Here is an 18,535-nt window from a genome sequence, read left to right as displayed (position 1 = left end):
GAGGTGCCGCATCTCACCGGTTCGGCGAGCACGTCCCGCCCGGCGAGGTCGCTATCCCCAGACGGCTCGCGCCACCGCGGCGCCGACGAACGCCGCTCCGAGACCGGCGACCACGCTGGCGACGACGTTGGCGACGGCGAAGAACCGTGCTCCCGTCTCGACCAACCGCAGCGTCTCGTACGAGAACGTCGAATAGGTGGTCAGCGCTCCGCACAGCCCGGTGCCCACCAGCAGTTGCACAGAGGACGGGGCGGCGCCCGCGGCCACTGCGCCCGTCAGCACGCCGAGGATCAGGCAGCCGACGACGTTGACGGTGAAGGTCCCCCACGGGAAGACGGTGTCGTGCCTGACCTGGACGGCCCGGTCCGTGAGGTACCGCAAGGGTGCGCCCACCACCGCGCCGGCGATGACCAGCAGCCAGTTCACCGAGCGGCCGCCCTGATCGCATGACGGACGACCTCGACCTCGTCCAGGATCGCCAGCCCCTCACCGACCAGTTCGTCGAGTTGGGGCAGGAACGCACGGATCCGCTCGGCGGCGTCCACCATGACGATGCACAGCGGAAGATCCTCGCTCAGCGACAACAACCGCGCGGTGTGGATCCGTGAGGAGGCTCCGTATCCCTCCACCCCGCGGAACACGCTCACTCCGGCGAGACCCGCCTTGTGTGCGCGGTGCACGATCTCACTCGACAGCGGCTTGTGATGCCACAGGTCGCTTTCCCCGATGAAGATGGTCAGCCGCAGCGCCGTCCCGGTCAAAGCGGTCATCATGCCCTCCATCCGATCAGCAGGCGTGTCAGCCTGGCGGCCGCCCAGACTCCGGCCAAGGCGGTGACCAGCGTCAACATCAGATAGGCGAGCCCCGTGCCCGCGTGCCCGGAGTTCACCAGCCGCTGGATGTCGACGGCGTACGTGGAGAAGGTGGTGTAACCGCCCAGGATCCCGGTGCCGACGAACGGGCGCACCAGCCGGTGCGCCGTCCACAACTCCGTGATCGTCACCATGAAGACGCCGATGATCACGCAGCCGCTGAGATTGACCAGCAGCGTGGCCCAGGGAAACGCGCCGGTGAGGGCGGGCCACAACAGTGACGCCCCGTAGCGGGCGCACGCTCCGATGGCGCCGCCCACCGCGACCACGAAGACCACCGGCCCCTGACCCTGCCACAGGTCTCGCCGCCACAACGGGACCGCGAAGTCGACATCGGAGTCGATCGGCTCAGACTGGGGCGCTTCCATCCGCATACCTCCTACCCGTGTGCGCACGCAGGCGCGTTCGTCACCAGGTAGGGACCGTTGGCGGCGCGATTCGCCGCGGTTCGGGTACGGCGGGCCCCACCGCCGCGCGACCTCCGGAAGGGTGACCGCTCCCGGCCAGTCTATCGGGGGGTTCTCCTGGAGCCCCCGGGGGATCACTCTGGCGCGCGATCCTCCGGCCTCCGTCGAGCCTCCCGATCCGGCCGTCGTCCCGCACCGGCCCGGCCTACTTCTCGGCGGCCCTGCGGTAGACGCAGAGGTTCACGCCCGCGCCGCTGGTGACCGTGGAGACCAGTTCGAACGTGGACCGCGAACCGTCATCAGGGAAGATCGTCTTTCCGCCCCCGAGGATCACGGGCATGATCACGAGCCGGAGTTCGTCGACCAGGCCCTCGCTGAGGAGGGCGCGGCCGAGCGTGGGGCTTCCCATGACCACCAGGTCGCCGCCTTCGGTCTCGTGCAGCTTCCGGATGCGGGCGACGGCCTCGCCACCGGGGATGCGCGTGGTGTTCCACGTCAGGTCGCCGTCGCCCAGCGTCTCGGACACGACGTACTTCGGGATGGCGTTCATCTGGTCGGCGAACGGGTCGCCGGCCCGGCCGGGCCATGCCGCGGCCATCGTCTGCCACGTGCGGCGTCCGAACAGCAGCGCCTGGGCGTTCGTCATCGCGCCGTCGAAGGCGCCGCCCGCGATGTCCGGGTCGAAGAACGGGTGTGACCAGCCGCCGTGGGCGAAGCCGCCGTCGGTGTCCTCATTCGGTCCGCCGGGCGCCTGCACGACGCCGTCCAAGCTGATGAACTCGACGATCACGATGCGCATGGGACTCGCTCCTCCGGGTCGTGTCACTGGGTGGTGGTTGAACGCTACCAACCGACAAATTCATGCGTCAAGACAATTTTATTTTTCGGTGTGAGGATCTTCGGCGCGGCCGGCGAATACGCTGTCGAGCATGATGAGGCTGGAGCGACTCCGCACCGACCATGCGCCCGCCCTGCTGGTCTTCGAGCGGGAGAACCGGGAGTACTTCGCACGGTCGATACCGGATCGCGGGGACGCGTTCTTCGTGGAGTTCGCCGCCCGGCACCGCGCCCTGCTCGCCGAGCAGGCGATCGGGATCTGTCACTTTCACGTCATCGTGGACGACGAGGGAGACCTCATCGGCCGCGTCAATCTCGTGGACGTCAAGGACGGCGCCGCCGAACTCGGCTATCGGATCGGCGAGAGCGCCTCGGGCCGGGGCGTGGCGACGGCCGCGGTCGAGGAAGTGTGCCGCCTGGCCGCCGCCACCTACGGCCTCGCCTCACTCGTCGCGGTCACCACTGTCGACAACCACGCGTCCCAGGCCGTGCTCGAACGCAACGGGTTCACCGCTGTGGAGGACATCAACATCGAAGGGCGTCCGGGCGTGAGGTACCGGCGCCGGCTCGTCGACGCGCCTTGATCGCCCGCGCCGTCCGGCACGGTTCCACGTGCGCGCATGACCCCGCCGCGTACGACCGGCGGAGGCGTTCATCACCTCCGCCTCCGCGGAGTCCGGCGTCCGGGTGAGGGCGGCGACCTGGTCGAAGAGAGCAGCCAGGTCGTCGTCGATCGGCTGATCCGGCGCCGGCATCGCACCCCAGCTGTCCCACGGCAGGAGCTCCACGTTGAGCAAGGCGGCGGCGTCGCGCATCAGGTTGCCCGCGATCCACCAGTACCCGGCCTCGCCGATGACGCTCAGCCCGAAGACGCCGGGATCCAGTTCCCCGGCCCGGCACCGGGTCCAGGCTTCCCCGGCGGTCAGGAAACGATCGCGCGGGACGTCGGTGACGTCGAAGTCGATCGGGAACATGCCGCTCTGCCGCTGGTCGATCTGCGGATCGACGAGGATCCACCGCCCCCGCGCGTCGTTCCAGTACTCGCAGACCCAGTGGTCCTCGAACCTGCCGGCCACGAAGTAGCCGCCGAAACCGCACCGCGCCCGGGCGGGGACCCCCTGAGCCCGAAGCAGGGCGACCAGGAGCACCGTGAAGTGCCGGCAGTTGCCGGCGATCCGGGCATCCGGCTCTCGTGCGATCTCCAGCGGGCGATCGTCACGACCGGCGATGCGGTCCAGCAGCCGCTCCACCGGCCGAATGTGCACGCTGCCGCGGTCCTCGTCGGACAGTTCCACCCCGTAGGCCGGTGCGATGTGCTCGTGGACGATGAGACCGTGCCCGATGGAGGCCAGGCCGGCGACGTCGCGCGGGATCACCGCGTCGAAAAGCCGTTCGTGGCGGCCCGGGGAGGTCATCACCGACGGGCTGGTGTAGAAGGACGCGGACTGCCGGTGGAGCTGCATCGCTCACCTCGCGAATCGGGGGGCGTCGGGTGATCTGTCAGCTGCCGCCAAGCTTGCCAGAGTGGCCCGACACTTTCGGCGCGTCCTGTCTGCCCCGGCGCCTGGGGAGCCGCATGACGAATCGGGCGCCCCGTGCGCTGTCCTGGATGGTCAAGGTGCCCCCGTGCGCTTCGGCGATCTCCCGCGCGATCGCCAGCCCCAGCCCGGTCCCCCCCGCGTCCCGGTCGCGGGAGGCGTCCAGCCGGGTGAACCGGTCGAAGACGATCTCCCGATGTTCGGGGGCGACGCCCGCCCCGTCGTCGACGACCTCCAGGACGGCGTCCGTCCCGTCCGCCAGCACGGTGACGGTGATCTGCGAGGAGGCGTGGCGTTCGGCGTTGTCGAGCAGGTTGACCAGCACGCGGGTGATCCGCAGCCGGTCGCAGTCGATGACGACGCCCTGCCGCAGGTCCTTGACGATCATCATCCGGTAGGTTCGCCGGTCCAGTTCGGCGCTCACCAACTGGCCCAGGTCGGTCGGCTCGCGGCTGAGGGGCGCTCGCGCGTCCAGCCGGGCGAGGGTCAGCAGGTCGCTCACGATCGCCTGAAGCCGGTCCACCCCGGCGAGCACCGCCACGGTCATCTTCGGCCAGTCGGTCCCCTGCGGGTGCATGAGCGCCTCTTCCAGTTGCGCCCGCATGGCGGTGATGGGGCTGCGCAGGTCGTGTGAGGCGTCCGAGGTGAAGCGCCGCAGCTGCTGGTAGGCGCCTTCGAGACGGTCCAGAGTGTCGTTCACCGTCTCGGCCAGCCACTTGATCTCCTCGTACTTCCTGGGCACCGGGACCCGGCGGTCGAGGGCGGTGGCGGTGATCTCCGCCAGTTCCGCTCGGATGGCGTTCACCGGGGCCATGGCCTTGGTGAGATCACGGAAAGACCAGGCTGTCATCAGCGCCGTCACCAGCAGGGACACGCCGATCGCCAGAAGCAGCGCCGTGGTGCTCCCGTACCAGGGGACCACCCGGACCGCCACGTAGAGGAGCCAGACGCCTCCCGGCTGGTAGACCTTGTACGACGCGACGGTCATGCAGCCCTGCAGCCCCGCGGGAGGGCACAGGACCCGGGCGGCCCGCACGTTGCTGTTGGTCGAATGGAAGTCGGCCATCGGCGGCTTGCCGACGAGCTGGGGTGTCGCCGCGACCACCTGGCCGCGGCTGTTCACGACCTGGATCGCCTCGACCCTGCCCTGTGTCAGCACGGACGGGAGAGGGCCCTGCCGGATGAGGGGGACGACGCGGTTCCAGGCCGCGGTGGCCCGGGTCTGGGCGCCGTCGGCCTCCTTGTTTCCCGCGAACAGAAGGAAGAGCAGGCTGACCCCGATACAGAGCAGCACTGCCGCGACTCCGGTGGCCACTGTTCTCCGGGCCCTGAACGATGGCCGGTACCAGGCTGGCATCTGTCCCCCGAACGCGATTGCTCACCCCCTACTAGTCAAAGAAACCGCACATTTCAACAACAACGTCCCGAAATAGGGCAAAGCTTCGAGGGTGGGAGTGGCCCACCCCCTCCGTGAGGCACTCGATCCGTCACCACCCGTCCCCCGCCTCACACCGGCATTGACCTCGCCGGGCTTACCTGTCAGTCTTTACTTACAGGTGAAATCACGAGGCGACAGGATTGGGACTCTGACCAGTGAGGAGCTGTTGGCCCTGCTCGCCGCCGTCGGTCATCCGCAGCGGCTCCGGGTCATCGCCGGGCTGTCCGCCGGCCGGGTCCACGTCAGCGAACTGGCCCGGCGGCTCGGCATGTCCCGCCCCCTTCTCTACCTGCATCTGGAGCGGCTGGAGAAGGCCGGGCTGGTCACCGGAGACCTTGAGCTGTCACCGGACGGCAAGGCGATGAAGTATTTCGAGCTGGTGCCGTTCGACGTCCACCTGACGGTGGACGTGGTCCTTGCGGCGCTCCGCGCAGACGAAGAGGAAGGGCTCAAAGACGTGCAGGAGACCCCGAGTTGAAGAACATCATCGTTCCCGTCGCGGCGCTGTTCGCGGTGTTCACCGTCGTCGCCGTGGGCCTCATCTACTACTTCCGGTTTCTCCAGCACCGAGCGGACGCGGCCGTGATGGCGAGATACCAGGAGCTCGCCGAGCAGTCGGGCCAGAACCAGGAACGGCTGAACGCCCAGCTCGCCGAGCTGACCTCACGGCTCGCCGCCGTCGAGCAACTCCTGCGAAGCGTCGGATGACCGGGGCGCGGTCGCGCAGATCGGAGTCCTGAACCACCTGATGAAAGGCCGGGGCGGCGAGCGGCAACTCGCCACCCCGGAAACGGAAGTCGTGCGACCACGCCGAATCGGCGTGCCTTGAAGCGCACACACCTCCAAGGGAAAGGAGAGCAGCTCATGCTGCTCCGAGGCAAATCCCATCGAGGGCGGGCCGAGTCCGCCCAAGTCGTCCCCCGGCCACTCACGGTACGCATGGCGAGCTGGAGTGCCACCCATCCATGGCGGGCGATCGCCACCTGGTTCGTGTTCGTGGCGCTGTGCCTGGCAGCGGGCTCACTGGCCGGGACCAACAGCGCCACGAGCGCCGACTACCGGGTCGGCGAGGCCGGCCGCGCCGAGGCGATCGCGGCGGAGGGCCACCTGGCGCGCCCGCCGACGGAGCGTGTCCTCATCGAGTCCCCGTCCGGTCCCGTGGACGCCGTGGCGGCGGACCGGGCCGTCCAGGAGCTCACCCGCCGGATGCGCGCCCTTCCCGAGGTGGATCGGGTGGAACCCCCGGTCCGCTCCGAGAACGGCGAGATCGTCATGGTCTCGATCGTGATGAACGGCGAGGAACTGGCGGCCAAGCGGCACATCGGGCCGCTGATCGAGCAGACCGCGGCCGTGCAGGCGGCCAACCCGGGCCTGCGCGTCACGGAGACCGGCAGGCCGTCGATGAGCCAGGGCCTCGACGAGCAACGCTCCGACGACCTCCTCCTCTCCGAAATGATCACCTTCCCGGTGACGCTGGCGGTCCTGCTGCTCGTCTTCGGTTCCGTGCTGGCCGCCGGTGTGCCGCTGTTGCTGGCGGTCTCCTCGATCGCCGCCTCCATGGGACTGGCGATGGTCGCCTCGCACGCGCTGCCGGACGCGGGTGTGGGCAACAACGTGATCCTGCTGATCGGCATGGCGGTCGGCGTCGACTACTCGCTCTTCTACCTCAAGCGAGACAGGGAGGAGCGTGCGCGTGCGGGGGGCCGCGTCAGCCCGGCGGCCGCGGTGGAGATCGCCGCGGCCACCTCGGGACGGGCGATCGTGGTGTCCGGCCTCGCGGTGATCGTCTCGACGGCCTGCCTCTATCTGGCCGGTGACGTGATCTTCTCCTCCCTGGCCACCGGGACCGTGATCGCCGTCCTGGTGGCCATGGTCAGCTCGCTGACCGTTCTGCCGGCCGTGCTGGCCAAGGCCGGCGACCGGGTCGAGCGCCGCCGGGCCCGCCGTGCCGTACGCCCGGCTTCCGGACGCGCTGGACGTGCTGGATGGCGGGACGGCGAGCGGCAGGACGGCGGGCGGGTGTGGGCGGCGATCCTGCGGCCGGCCACGCGGCGCCCTGTCGTCACCCTGCTCGTGGCCACGGTGGCGATGCTGGCGCTGGCGCTGCCGGCCGTGACCTTGAAGCTGAACGTGCCGGGCACCGACACGTTCTCGCGGAAGATCCCGGCCGTGCGGACCTGGGACCGGCTGACCACCGCCTTCCCCCATCTGCAGGCGACGCATCTGATCGCGGTCCGGGCCGACCCGGCGCGCTCCGGCGAGGTCGTCACCGCGTTGCGGGACCTCGCGCGGCGTGTCCAGTCGGATCGGCGATTCGCCGCGGACCCGGTTCCGGAACCGAAGACCTCCTCCGACAGGCGGGTCAGCACGCTCGAGCTGGCGGTCCCGTTCCCGGCGGGTTCGCAGGAGGCGCGGCAGCCGCTCCAGCGCCTGCGGTCCGAACACCTCCCCGTCACGGTCGGCAGGGTCGCCGGAGCCGAGGCGGCCGTCAGCGGGGACGTCGCCAGGGACGTCGACTACGTCTCGCACCAGAACGAGAAGCTCCCCTGGGTGATCGGCTTCCTGCTGGTGGCGACGTTCGTCATGACGGTGGCGGCGTTCGGCTCCGTGGTGCTCGGCCTCGTCGGAGTGATCCTCAACCTGCTGTCGGCCGCGGCGGCCTTCGGCCTGCTCGTCGTGGTCTTCCAGCACACCTGGGCGGAGGGCCTGCTCGACTTCACCTCCACCGGATTCATCGGGTCCCGGGTGCCGTTGTTCCTGTTCGTCATCCTGTTCGGACTGTCGATGGACTATCAGGTGTTCGCGGTCAGCCGCATCAGGGAGGCCGCCCTGCGGGGCGTGCCGACGCGTGAGGCGGTGGTCGAAGGCATCGGCGGCTCCGCCAGGGTGATCACCAGCGCGGCGGTCGTCATGGTGTCGGTGTTCGCCGCCTTCGTGTTCCTGTCGCTGGTCGAGATGAAACAGATGGGCTTCGGCCTCGCCGTCGCGGTGCTGCTGGACGCCTTCGTCGTACGGACGATGATCCTGCCGTCGATCATGACGCTGCTCGGCGAGGCGAGTTGGTGGCCGTCACGCACGATGCGGCGGCGCCGAGCCGTACCCGGCCTGGCGGACGTCCGGCCGGTCGGCGCCGCGGATTGACGCTCGGCCGGAGGATCGGCGAGTCGCCGGGCGCCTGGTCACTGCGGCGTTCCCCGCCCTGTGACCAGGCGTTCGACGACCTCTCCGAGCGGGGCCCTGAGCCGGGTGACCACCTCGTGCGCGTGCCGGCCGTTCAGGGCGGCCCTCGCGGTCATGCGGTCCTCGGCCAACTCCGGCTCGTCTACCGCGAGCAGCCAGTCGGCCTGCCGTTCCAGCGCCCGCGACGTGCTCCAGAGCGCGTCGCGGGGCGACGGGGAGTACTCGATGAGGCCCGCGTAGCCCTCGGCGACGTCCTGCAACGCGAGCAACGCCTCCCCCGCGGCCGAGGTGTCGCCGAGGGCGAGTTGTTCCGCGAGTTGTTCCGCGAGCAGGAAGGCGGTATGGCAGAACCGTTCCAGAGTCTGCGTGCTCAGCCAGACCAGGCCGCGGTCGTACCGTGTGGTCCACAACCACCCGTCCGGCCGCGCGTCGGGCCGGGAGAGCTCGATGGATCGGCGCCGGGCCGCCAAGGCGTCGGCTTCCCTGCCGGCCACGATCATGATGTCGGCGTATCTGGACAATGCTCGCGCGAACGGGAGCCGTTGGTCGCGATCATCGGAGGTGCAGTGCCGCCGATAGTCCGCGATGGAGGACTCGGCCGACTCCCTGGCCGTCTCCATGTCGCCGGCCATGCCGTGAAGTTCGCTCAGCGTCAGGCGGACCTCCGCCGGACGCAACGGATACTTCGCGTCCGGCGCCGCCGCCAGTTCCTCGACCAGTTTCAGCGCCTGGGTGGCATCCTTGATCCCGCCCTTGATCAGAGCAGTCGCCTTGGGGGTCCACACATCCGGAGTCCGCGCCCACAAGGACTGGATCTGGGCACGATTGCGCAGGTAGTCCGCGAGGACCTCGATGACGTCGCGGTCACCCTTGTCGTTCCGGTGAAGCCTGCTCGCCGCACGGATCGCCCGGCCGGCCGCGCCCATCGCGATTTCGTAATGCCCGTCGAGAAGGAGCAGCGCGGCCTGCTCACCGTAGTGGTTGCTCTCGCGGGCGAGCTCGGTCCAACGCTTCTCGGAAAGACGCACGGGGGCATTCCTCCGTCACCGGTGGGCGGCACAGGAATATGTCTTATCGAATTAAACACGCATAAGGCATGCCAATGCCGGTCATTCCGCCGGGCCGACGTCCAGATGGGTCGTCCGAGGCGGCCCCGGGGTACGGCCCGCCGGAGGGTACTCGCAGTCGAGCTGGCTGACGTCCACGTCTCTGCTGCTGGTCCAGCTCTCGCCTTCCCGGGCGGTGTAGACGAACGTGCAGGCCCGGCCGTGCGAGTCGCTGAAGTTCGAGACGAAGATCTCGTCGTCGTTGGCGCACCCCGTCAAAACCAGTGCGGCCATCCCAAGTCCCGCAAATCGCACAATGGCGCTTCTGCCGGTCATGCTCGGATGTTAAGCCGCGAATGCGAAATGCCACCTTACATCGCGGTGAAGATCGGGGATCACCCTCCGGCTTCCTCGCGGCCCAGCCCTGAAAACGAGGGAAGTACGCTGGTCAGCGTGCCGGCCGCAGTCACCAACACGCTTGGAGAGTTCCTCCGGGCCCATCGCGCGCGCCTCGACCCGGCGGATGTCGGCCTGCCAGGGGGTGGCGACCGCCGAGTCGCCGGACTGCGTCGCGAAGAGGTCGCCGTGCTCGCCGGAGTGAGCATCGACTACTACGCCCGGTTGGAACAGGGACGGGAGCGCAACCCGTCCGCGCAGGTCCTGGATGCGATCGGCCAGGCGCTCAGGCTCGACGCCGACGCCCGAGGCCACATCTTCCGGCTCGCCGGGCTGAACCCGAGCACGGGCCCGTACGCCTCACGAGACCTGGTCCATCCTGCCCTGCTGCAACTGCTCGAGTCGTTTCCCTCCTCCGCCGCATACGTGCTGAGCCCGGCGTTCGACGTGCTCGCCGTCAACTCCGTCGCCGCCGCGCTGCTGTCCCCCTTCTCCAGCATGACCAACATGGTCAGGGTGCTGTTCCGGCATCCGCAGGCGCGGGCCGTGTTCGTCGAGTGGCCCACGCTCGTGGAACAGGTCGTCCACGCCCTGCGCCTCAACGCGGGCCACTACCCGGACGATCCGCGGATCCGGGCGGTCGTCGGCGAGTTCCTGGAGACCTCGCCCGAGTTCCGGGACCTGTGGCGCGACCAGACCGTGGGCGGACTCACCCGCATGTTCAAGGTCTTCGTCCACCCGGTGGCGGGCCGGATCGAGCTGACGTACCAGACCTTCGACGTCCGCGACGCTCCCGGTCAGCAGTTGCTCGTCGGCACGCCGGAGCCCGGCAGCCGCAGCGCCGAGGCCCTCGCCCACCTGGGTTCCCCGCACTCCACGACCTGACCGGCCTTCCGGCCCTCAGACCTCGTTGTTCCACATCCGGAACACGGTGCACTCACCTTCGTCGCCGAGGGTGACGACCCAGAGGTTGTCGAAGGTCCCGAGCTTCGCATAGACGCCGGTTCCCTTGATGGCGAACGTGTCACCGTTGACGACCAGCAGGGACCAGTCGAAGGTCCACCCTCCCTCCTGCCACGGCGCTCGGGCCCGCCAGCCGTCGATGATCTCCTGGCGGCCGATCCACGCCGTCTCGTACGGCCATTCGTACGATTCGGCGTCCTCGGCGAACAGGGCCTTGATGTCTTCGGGATCCCCGGTGGTCCACGCCTTCACGTAGCCGTCGACCCAGTGCTCGACCTGTTGTTCGGTGATGACCTTCGCCATGATCGTCGCCCTCCATGAGGTCTGGACTCTGATCGTGCGGCCCGGCCATGTGGGAATGGAAGGCCGTGTCTTCCTGGGGGCGCCACACCCAGGAAGACACGGCCTTCTCCGTTCGCGACAGCACCCGCACGCTGGGTCCCGCGGCGCACCTGCCGCGAGTCCGGCGTCTTCCAGGAGTTCTCATGCACAGCCCGTCCACCGCTCCCAGCAAGATCGTTCTCATCACCGGAGCCTCCAGCGGCATCGGTGAGGCGACGGCCCGCCGGCTGGCCGCGGACGGCCACCACGTCGTCCTCGGAGCGCGGCGCGTGGACCGGCTCGCGGCGCTCGCCGACGAGATCCGCGCCTCAGGCGGCCGAGCCGATCATCGGGAGCTCGACGTGACGGACCTCGGCAGCATGCGCGCCTTCGCGGAGTCCGCCCATGACCGGCTCGGCCGCATCGACGTGCTCGTCAACAACGCGGGCGTGATGCCGCTGTCGAGGGTCGACGCGCTGCGCGTCGAGGAGTGGAACCAGATGATCGACGTGAACCTGCGCGGCGCCCTGCACGGCATCGCCGCCGTTCTGCCGTACATGCGGTCACGAGGCGCCGGTCACATCGTGAACGTCGCCTCCACCTCGGCGCACCGGGTCGACCCCACGGCGGCCGTCTACTGCGCCACGAAGTACGCCGTCTGGGCGCTGTCCGAGGGATTGCGCCAGGAGAGCCGGGACGTGCGCGTGACCGTCGTGAGCCCGGGCTTCACCCGGTCGGAGCTCACCGACCGCGGCGGCGACCCGGAGGCACAGGCCGCCGCGCGGGCCGCGGCGGAACAGCTCGCCATCCCCGCATCCGCCGTCGCGGACGCCATCGGCTACGCCCTGGCCCAGCCGGACGACGTCGACGTCAACGAAATCGTCGTCCGTCCCACCGTCCAAGGCTGATCGCGTTCCCCGGTCCGGATGTCGATCTGTGCCCACGGTGTCAGGGCTCGGGCCTCATACATCGCGAGCAGTCGCGTCACGTACGCGGGCATCGCCGCGAGATCGGCCGGCTGCCTGTCATTGAGCCAGGTCCACGCCTCGGGGTCCTTGCCGGCCTCCAGCAGTCCCTGGGCGTGCTCGACGGCCCGTCCTCACTGCGGCGAGCCAAGGAGGTATCTCTGCAAGGTGGGTCCCAGCCAGGCGGCGATCTCTTCGCGCGTCATCTCGACGACGGGTGGCAGGCGCAGGACGTAGCGGCACAGCGCCACGCCGAGCATCTGAGTGGCGACGAGACCGGCTCGCCGAGCGGCGGTCGCCGGGTCGCCCGACAGGGTGGCGGCCATGGGACCGAGTTGCCCCGCGAAGATCGCCCGCATCCGTCCCGCGACTTCCTCGTTGGTGACGGCGGTACGCAGGAGCACCATGAGCGCCTCGTCCGCCTCCCAGCGTTCCACGAAGTGGGCCGCCAGCGTCGCTCCGATCCGGTCACCGGGGACACCTTCCAGGTCGGGGAGCTGAAGGTCGAAGTCGGCCGCGGCGGCGAACAGTTTCTCCTTGTTGCCGAAATAGCGCATCACCATGGCGGGGTCGATGGCGGCGTCGGCGGCGACGGCCCGGATGGTCGTGCGGTCATAGCCGTCGGCGGCGAAGCGCTCGCGGGCCGCGGCGAGGATCGACGCCTTGGTGTCCTCGGAGGATCTCCTCATGCCAACGAGCGTAGGCCAACAACTGTTGACACGGCTATGCGAGAGGCGCATAGTTATGCCAACAGTTGTTGACCAACAAGCGTTGACCTTCGGAGGTCGCACATGCTTCCCACCACCACAGATGTGCTGATCATCGGCGCCGGCCCCACCGGGCTCACCGCGGCGATCGGACTCGCGCGACAGGGTCGCCACGTCACCGTGGTCGACGCTCAGCCCACAGGCGCCACCACCACCCGGGCCGCCGTCGTGCACGCGCGCACCCTGGAGTTGCTGGAGCCGTACAACGTGGCCGGCAGGCTCGTCGCCCGAGGCATCCACGCATCCCGCTTCACCATCCGCGACCGTGACAAGGTGCTACTGCCGGTTTCCTTCGACGGCCTGCCGACCGCCTACCCGTACACGCTGATGATCTCCCAGGAGGTCACCGAGTCGGTGCTGCTGGAGCGACTGACCGAGCTCGGCGGCCAGGTGCTCCGCCCGTACACCGTGACCGGGCTCACGCAGGACGGTGCGGGAGTGACCGTGAGGTTCGCGACCGGTGAGACCGTACTCGCGTCCTACGTGGTCGGCGCCGACGGGATGCACAGCACCGTGCGCGAACAGGCCGGCATCGGCTTCACCGGCGGCGCCTACGACGAGTCGTTCAGCCTCGCCGACGTGCGCCTTTCTGATGGACTCCCGAACGACGAGGTGATCCTCTACTTCTCTCCCGCCGGGTTGGTCGTCGTCGCGCCGCTTCCCGGCGGCGTCCACAGAATCGTGGCGACCGTGGCCGATGCGCCGAAGGTGCCCGGCGTCGAGTTCGTCCAGCGCCTCCTCGACGCCCGCGGCCCGAAGGCGACGCGGGCGATCGTCCACGAGGTGGTGTGGGGGTCGAGGTTCCACGTCCAGCACCGGGTCGCCGACGCCTACCGAGCGGGGCGGATTCTGCTCGCCGGAGACGCAGCCCACGTGCACAGCCCGGCCGGCGGGCAGGGCATGAACGCCGGGATCTCAGACGGAGTCGCACTCGCGCAGTCCCTGGACGCCGTCCTCGGCGGGCAATCCCCCGATTCCCTCGACGCCTACGGCGCCACCCGCAGACCCGCGGCCCAGCAGATCGTGTCCCTCGCCGACCGGCTCACCCGCCTCGCCACCGTCGACAGGCGTGTCCGGCCGTTCCGGAACGTCATCCTCCGCCTACTCGCCACGATCCCGGCCTTCCGGCACAGGCTCGCATGGCGGTTGTCCGGTCTCGTGTACCGGTGAACGAGGGGGGCGTCCGGGTCATCCCGCCGACGACGTGGCCGGGGTCTGGGCCAGGAGCTCCTTCACCCGCGGGACGACCTCCTCGCCGTACAGCCGGATCGTGTTCATGAGCTTCTCGTGCGCGAGGGTCCCCGAGCTGTACTTGAACTCGAAGCGGTCGACGCCGAGCGCGCGCACGGTCTTCGCGATCTTCGCGGCCACGGTCTCCGGCGCTCCCACGTACAGCGCCCCCTCGTCGGCCTCCGCCTCGAAGCGGTCGCGGGTCGTGGGACCCCAGCCCCGCTCGCGGCCGATGCGGTCGTGCATGGCCCGGTAGTGCGGCCAGAGCTCCTCGCGCGCCTGCTTGTCGGTCTCGGCGAGGTAACCCGGCGAGTGCACGCCGACCGGCAGCTTCGGAACCTCGAGCTGGGCGAGCGCGCGGTGGTACAGGTCGACGTACGGCGCGAACCGCTCCGGCTGACCGCCGATGATCGCGAGCATGAGCGGCATCGCATAACTCGCCGCCCGCACGACCGACTGGGGGCTTCCGCCGACGCCGACCCAGGTGCGCAGCCGGCCGGACTCCGTCTTGGGGTAGACGTGCTGGTCCTTCAGCCCGGGGCGGAGCTTGCCCTGCCAGGTGACCGGCCCCTCCGGAAGCAGGTGGAACAGCAGGTCGAGCTTCTCCTCGAACAGCTCCTCGTACTGCGCGAGGTCGTAGCCGAACAGCGGGAACGACTCCGTGAACGAGCCGCGGCCCAGGATGATCTCCGCCCGGCCGCTGGACACCGCGTCCAGCGTGGCGAACTTCTCGAACACGCGCACCGGGTCGTCGGAGCTGAGCACGGTCACCGCCGTGCCGAGACGGATGTGCTCGGTACGGCCGGCGATCGTCGCCAGCACGATCTCCGGCGCCGAGATGGCGAAGTCGTCGCGGTGGTGCTCCCCGAGGCCGATCGCGTCGATCCCCAGGCTGTCGGCGAGCACGGCCTCCTCCACGACGTTGCGGATCACCTGCGCGTACGACAGCCGGTTTCCGTCCGCGTCCACGGTGACGTCCCCGAACGTGTCGATACCGAACTCAAGTGGTGCGGACATCCTTCGCCTCTTTCTCGACTGCCCAAAGCTGTAGACGCCAACGACCTCGGCATGGCGGGAATTCCGATACGCCGCCCCTTGTGACATGCGCGACGAGGCGAGGCCGCCAGGCATCATGATCGGGCTGCGCCGGCCGGTCTCCGGGCCAGGGGGAAGGCCTGCGGAGCGCTCTCCGCGCCCTCGCGCTCACGCGGCGCGAACCCGCACAGCCCCCGCCGTTCAGCCTTCGGCGTCCTGCGGATACCAGCGCAGCTCAACGGTGTTGCCGTCAGGGTCCAGCACGTAGATCGAGGTCGCGTTTCCGCGCGCACCGAACCGGCCGACGGGCCCCTCGATCACGGTGAAGACGCCCGAGTCGACGACCTCCTGCCAATCCAGTGGTTCCACGACCAGGCAGATGTGGTCGACGTTCGATTCGCCCCGGGGACGGCGCACCATGTCGATGATCGTCTCCGGGGTGACCCTCACGGAGGGGAACCCGACCTGGCCCGCCCGCCACTCGGCGACGCGTACGGGCTCCAGGCCGAGAACCCCGCAGTAGAACTCCAGCGCGCGCTCGACGTCCTCGACGTTGAGCACCAGATGGTCGAAAGCCTTCACTCGCATGACAGTTACCTCGATTCCAGGGCCAGAGTCTGGCCCAGCCAGTCGGTGTTCGGAGGGACCGGTGTGGTGCTCGCCGGGCCACGTCCAACGATGCTCCGGACGGCGAGGCCGACCAAGCCACGATGAGGCTACGATCGTTGACTCGGATTCAACGATGGAGAGTCGCCATGCTGGAGCGCCACGAACTCGAGACTTTCCTGACGCTCGCCGAGGAACTGCATTTCGGCCGTACGGCCGAGCGGCTGGGGGTGACGACCGGGCGGATCAGCCACGTCGTCAAGAAGCTGGAACGCCGCATCGGGGCGCCGCTGTTCGAACGCACCAGCCGCGTCGTCCAGGTCACTCCGATCGGCCGGCGACTGGCCGACGACCTGGCGCCGCTGGCGGCTCAGATGGACGAGGCGATCCGCAGGGCCGTCGAGGCCGGGCGAGGCGTCAGCGGACGGCTGCGCGTGGCGTTCCTCGGCGAGTGGACCGGGCCGGTGTTGCTCAGAGCCGTCGGCGTTTTCCGCGAGCGCCACCCCGACTGCGAGGTCGAGGTACACGAGGTGCAGTTGTCCAACTCGAGGGCGAGCCTGCTCGACGGCTCGATCGACCTCCTCATCGCGTCGTACCCCTTCGACGGCATGGCCTGTGGACCGGCCCTGCTGTCCGAGGGCCGGTCGCTGGCCGTGGCCGCCGATCACCCGCTCGCCCGCGAGACGTCGGTGTCCCTCGAGGTGCTCGCCGAGCACCCCGTGATCCAGTACCCCCAGGTCACCTCGGCGGAGTTCAAGCGCGACCGCACACCCGACCACACCCCGTCGGGCCGGCCCGTGCCGAAGGGCCCGGCGGGCAACACGTTCTCGGAGATGTTGTCGCTGGTCGCGATGGGCAGGGGCGTGCTCCCCGTGGGCGAGCACAGCCGCCGGTACTACCCACGGCCGGACATCGCCTACGTGCCGATTGACGACGCGCCCCCGATCGAACGGGGCCTGGTCTGGCTGGAGACCAACACCACGGCCCGGGTACGCGAGTTCGTGCGCGCCGCCACCGACGCCGAGCGCCGGGCTCATCGGGCCGGCGGGGCCGACGGCTGAGAGGACGGGGGCTGTGTGGACGGGGGCTGCGATCCGAAGGCCGACAGGAACCGGTCGCGGAAGTCGCTCATCTGCCAGACCGGAGCCCGCGGACCGGGCTTCAGGCCGTCCTGCCAGCCCCACCCGGAGATCCGGTCCAGTACGGCCGGGTCGTGGGCGACGATCGTGATCGGGACGTCCCGGTCGGCGCCGACCCCCGTGATGAGCGGGGCGGGCTGGTGGTCGCCGAGGAAGACGAGCACCAGATCGTCGTCGCCGTACTTCTCCACATAGGAGATGAGGCTGTTCAGCGAATACTCGATGGAACGGCCGTAGTCGGTGCGCACCTGCCTGAAGTCGCTCCACGCGGAGCCCTGCGACACTCCCGCCGAGGTCATGCCGTTGAAGGCCGAGCCGTCGCCGACATCGTCCCAGTCGACAAGACGGGGGATGGGCGTCCAGGGCGCGTGACTGGAGACCAGGGGGATCTCCGCCATCACCGGGGTGTGGCCCGGCGCCGCCCGTTCGGTGCGCTGGAAGTTCGACAGGGTGTACTGGTCGGGCATCGTGCCCCAGTTGAACCGCGGGCCTCGATACCCGAGGTCCGGGGCGGTGTAGATCTTGTCGTAGCCGAAGAACGCGCCCTCCGGCCAGGGCTCGGTGGAGCCCGGCATGACGGCGACCGTACGCCAGCCGGCCCGTTTGAAGGCGCCACTGAGGGTCAGGCGGTCGCTCTTGAGCAGGTTGTCGGAACGCTGCTGGTTGTCGATCCACAGACCGGACATCAGCGTGTCGTGGGCCAGCCAGCTGCCGCCTCCCGACGTCGGCGAGATGAGGAACGCGCTCCGCGAGCCGAATCCCGCCGCGCGCAGCCGGCTCGTCCCGGCGTCGAGCACCGCGCCGACCTGCGACGCGAAGTTCGGATCCTCGACCGCGTCACGCCCGTAGCTCTCGACGAAGGAGACGATGACGTCCTTGCCGCGCAGTGCGCTCAGCAGTTCGTCGGACGGTGTGTCGCGGAAGGCGTCGACGGAGGCCTCAGCGGCGAACGCCTCCTGATCGTGCAGGCTCGCGCCCACCTGGGTCAGCTTGTCGTCGGCGACGGCGGCGACCGGTAAGCCCGGGACGATCTGCACGCTGAGCACCGCGCAGACCACCCAGGTGATCCCGAGCGCGGCGACGGCGCCGGTCGCCGTGCTGTTGTGCCGGACCACCAGGCGGCTCAACCGCAGGACGGACAGCACCATGACGACGAGCACGGCGACGGCGAGGGCGCCCACGCCGATCACGGAGCCGATCGCGCCGGCCCGCCCGATCGACGCCGTGAGGAAGTCGACGGCGGCGGGGAAGAACGACCAGTCGAACACGGGGTTGAACGGCCGGTCGAGGACCGCGGAGAAGCCCAGGTCAGTGATCTTCCAAATGGCCAGCACCCCAAGGGCCGCCCCGGCGACCACCGCCACCACCCGTCTCGCCCTCGCCGGCAGAACGAGGATGAAGGCGACGGTGAGCAGCGCCTCGACCGGGATGCGCACGAACGCCCCGGGCGTGAGCCGGCCGACCTCGTCGGGGGCGATGAGGGCCAGCAGAACGAGCAGGCAGGCCAGGTAGGTCGTCACCCGGGCGACGACGGAGCGCAGGCGTCGGCGAGAGCCGGGGCCGTCACCCGCCGTGCCCTCCTCCGCCGTCAGGTCCTCCTCCGCCGTCGTCCGTCCCTGAGGCTGCGGCTGATGAAAGCGCGTGATGAGCGACAAGCCGAAAGTCCTTCCCCTGCGAAGCCGGTGGCGCCGCGACAGGCCGTCGACCGTGTCGGGGGCGCCACCTGTGTGTACGTCCGGCGGCCGCCGCCGGTTCAGCCGCGGTGCTCCCGCCGGCCACGTCCATGCCACGTGAC

At 69.6% G+C, this 18,535-nt stretch carries 20 protein-coding genes and 1 pseudogene; 8 read left to right on the top strand and 13 right to left on the bottom strand.

What is annotated here, in order from left to right:
* Nucleotides 1–51: 51 nt before the first annotated feature.
* From crcB (Pph01_RS22780) to Pph01_RS22765, 4 genes are all read right to left on the bottom strand, one after another.
* Nucleotides 52–426 (bottom strand): fluoride efflux transporter CrcB, encoded by a 375-nt coding sequence (crcB, locus tag Pph01_RS22780; protein WP_204075177.1) that lies wholly within the window; start codon nucleotides 424–426, stop codon nucleotides 52–54.
* Nucleotides 423–770, bottom strand: a complete 348-nt coding sequence (locus Pph01_RS22775) for a DUF190 domain-containing protein (RefSeq protein WP_204075176.1) — start codon at nucleotides 768–770, stop codon at nucleotides 423–425. The genes crcB (Pph01_RS22780) and Pph01_RS22775 overlap by 4 nt, the downstream gene beginning before the upstream one ends.
* Entirely contained in the window at nucleotides 770–1,240 is a 471-nt protein-coding gene (crcB, locus tag Pph01_RS22770; protein ID WP_204075175.1) for a fluoride efflux transporter CrcB, read from the bottom strand. Before crcB (Pph01_RS22770) ends, Pph01_RS22775 begins: the two co-directional genes overlap by 1 nt.
* 244 nt (nucleotides 1,241–1,484) lie before the next feature.
* Entirely contained in the window at nucleotides 1,485–2,078 is a 594-nt protein-coding gene (locus Pph01_RS22765) for a dihydrofolate reductase family protein (RefSeq protein WP_204075174.1), read from the bottom strand.
* 130 nt (nucleotides 2,079–2,208) lie between these two features.
* On the opposite strand from Pph01_RS22765, the gene Pph01_RS22760 reads away from it, so the two are divergent.
* A complete protein-coding gene (locus tag Pph01_RS22760; protein WP_204075173.1) occupies nucleotides 2,209–2,700 on the top strand; it encodes a GNAT family N-acetyltransferase in 492 nt (163 codons plus the stop codon).
* Nucleotides 2,701–3,126: 426 nt separating this feature from the next.
* Here the strand turns inward: Pph01_RS22760 and Pph01_RS42890 are convergent.
* Nucleotides 3,127–3,531, bottom strand: a pseudogene (locus Pph01_RS42890) (transglutaminase-like domain-containing protein); the annotation flags it as partial.
* 85 nt (nucleotides 3,532–3,616) lie between these two features.
* The gene (locus Pph01_RS22755; RefSeq protein ID WP_204075172.1) at nucleotides 3,617–4,948 is read right to left on the bottom strand and encodes a sensor histidine kinase; all 1,332 of its coding nucleotides are present in this window, start codon (nucleotides 4,946–4,948) and stop codon (nucleotides 3,617–3,619) included.
* A 310-nt stretch (nucleotides 4,949–5,258) separates the two neighbouring features.
* Here Pph01_RS22755 and Pph01_RS22750 point away from each other — a divergent pair, with 310 nt between their 5' ends.
* The 3 genes from Pph01_RS22750 (at nucleotide 5,259) to Pph01_RS22740 (ending at nucleotide 8,233) form a co-directional block, all read left to right on the top strand.
* Nucleotides 5,259–5,570, top strand: coding sequence for an ArsR/SmtB family transcription factor (locus Pph01_RS22750; protein WP_239116934.1), 312 nt, complete (start codon nucleotides 5,259–5,261; stop codon nucleotides 5,568–5,570).
* Nucleotides 5,567–5,800, top strand: coding sequence for a hypothetical protein (locus tag Pph01_RS22745; RefSeq protein ID WP_204075171.1), 234 nt, complete (start codon nucleotides 5,567–5,569; stop codon nucleotides 5,798–5,800). Before Pph01_RS22750 ends, Pph01_RS22745 begins: the two co-directional genes overlap by 4 nt.
* Nucleotides 5,801–5,956: 156 nt before the next feature.
* A complete protein-coding gene (locus tag Pph01_RS22740) occupies nucleotides 5,957–8,233 on the top strand; it encodes an MMPL family transporter (RefSeq protein WP_204075170.1) in 2,277 nt (758 codons plus the stop codon).
* Between the two features lie 38 nt (nucleotides 8,234–8,271).
* Here Pph01_RS22740 and Pph01_RS22735 read toward each other — a convergent pair whose 3' ends face one another.
* Nucleotides 8,272–9,300 (bottom strand): hypothetical protein, encoded by a 1,029-nt coding sequence (locus tag Pph01_RS22735; RefSeq protein ID WP_204075169.1) that lies wholly within the window; start codon nucleotides 9,298–9,300, stop codon nucleotides 8,272–8,274.
* An 81-nt stretch (nucleotides 9,301–9,381) separates the two neighbouring features.
* Nucleotides 9,382–9,654, bottom strand: a complete 273-nt coding sequence (locus Pph01_RS22730) for a hypothetical protein (protein WP_204075168.1) — start codon at nucleotides 9,652–9,654, stop codon at nucleotides 9,382–9,384.
* 117 nt (nucleotides 9,655–9,771) lie between these two features.
* Between Pph01_RS22730 and Pph01_RS22725 the strand changes: the two genes are divergently transcribed.
* Complete coding sequence (locus tag Pph01_RS22725; protein ID WP_239116933.1) at nucleotides 9,772–10,599, top strand: helix-turn-helix transcriptional regulator; 828 nt, start codon at nucleotides 9,772–9,774, stop codon at nucleotides 10,597–10,599.
* 15 nt (nucleotides 10,600–10,614) lie between these two features.
* Here the strand turns inward: Pph01_RS22725 and Pph01_RS22720 are convergent, their stop codons facing one another.
* Nucleotides 10,615–10,980 carry a nuclear transport factor 2 family protein gene (locus Pph01_RS22720; RefSeq protein WP_204075166.1) on the bottom strand — a complete coding sequence of 122 codons (366 nt, stop codon included), beginning with the start codon at nucleotides 10,978–10,980 and terminating at the stop codon, nucleotides 10,615–10,617.
* A 182-nt stretch (nucleotides 10,981–11,162) separates the two neighbouring features.
* Between Pph01_RS22720 and Pph01_RS22715 the strand changes: the two genes are divergently transcribed.
* A complete protein-coding gene (locus tag Pph01_RS22715) occupies nucleotides 11,163–11,906 on the top strand; it encodes an SDR family oxidoreductase (RefSeq protein WP_204075165.1) in 744 nt (247 codons plus the stop codon).
* Between the two features lie 191 nt (nucleotides 11,907–12,097).
* Here Pph01_RS22715 and Pph01_RS22710 read toward each other — a convergent pair whose 3' ends face one another.
* On the bottom strand, nucleotides 12,098–12,652 hold the full coding sequence (locus Pph01_RS22710; RefSeq protein WP_204075164.1) for a TetR/AcrR family transcriptional regulator: 555 nt from the start codon (nucleotides 12,650–12,652) through the stop codon (nucleotides 12,098–12,100).
* Nucleotides 12,653–12,754: 102 nt separating this feature from the next.
* Here Pph01_RS22710 and Pph01_RS22705 point away from each other — a divergent pair, with 102 nt between their 5' ends.
* The gene (locus Pph01_RS22705; RefSeq protein ID WP_204075163.1) at nucleotides 12,755–13,900 is read left to right on the top strand and encodes an FAD-dependent oxidoreductase; all 1,146 of its coding nucleotides are present in this window, start codon (nucleotides 12,755–12,757) and stop codon (nucleotides 13,898–13,900) included.
* Nucleotides 13,901–13,918: 18 nt separating this feature from the next.
* Here the strand turns inward: Pph01_RS22705 and Pph01_RS22700 are convergent, their stop codons facing one another.
* Together Pph01_RS22700 and Pph01_RS22695 are read right to left on the bottom strand one after the other, a co-directional pair.
* On the bottom strand, nucleotides 13,919–14,977 hold the full coding sequence (locus Pph01_RS22700) for an LLM class flavin-dependent oxidoreductase (protein WP_204075162.1): 1,059 nt from the start codon (nucleotides 14,975–14,977) through the stop codon (nucleotides 13,919–13,921).
* A gap of 219 nt (nucleotides 14,978–15,196) precedes the next feature.
* The gene (locus Pph01_RS22695; protein ID WP_204075161.1) at nucleotides 15,197–15,583 is read right to left on the bottom strand and encodes a VOC family protein; all 387 of its coding nucleotides are present in this window, start codon (nucleotides 15,581–15,583) and stop codon (nucleotides 15,197–15,199) included.
* A 167-nt stretch (nucleotides 15,584–15,750) separates the two neighbouring features.
* Between Pph01_RS22695 and Pph01_RS22690 the strand changes: the two genes are divergently transcribed.
* Nucleotides 15,751–16,662, top strand: coding sequence for a LysR family transcriptional regulator (locus Pph01_RS22690; RefSeq protein ID WP_204075160.1), 912 nt, complete (start codon nucleotides 15,751–15,753; stop codon nucleotides 16,660–16,662).
* On the opposite strand, the gene Pph01_RS22685 is transcribed toward Pph01_RS22690, so the two are convergent.
* Nucleotides 16,635–18,395: a sulfatase-like hydrolase/transferase gene (locus tag Pph01_RS22685; RefSeq protein WP_239116932.1), complete on the bottom strand. Its 1,761-nt coding sequence runs from the start codon at nucleotides 18,393–18,395 to the stop codon at nucleotides 16,635–16,637. The genes Pph01_RS22690 and Pph01_RS22685 overlap by 28 nt on opposite strands.
* Between the last annotated feature and the right edge of the window lie 140 nt (nucleotides 18,396–18,535).

This window comes from Planotetraspora phitsanulokensis (genome assembly GCF_016863295.1).
GTDB classification, from domain to species: domain Bacteria; phylum Actinomycetota; class Actinomycetes; order Streptosporangiales; family Streptosporangiaceae; genus Planotetraspora; species Planotetraspora phitsanulokensis.
The sequence above is the reverse complement of the archived record's forward strand: the minus strand, read 5'-3'. Positions and strand labels throughout refer to the sequence as shown.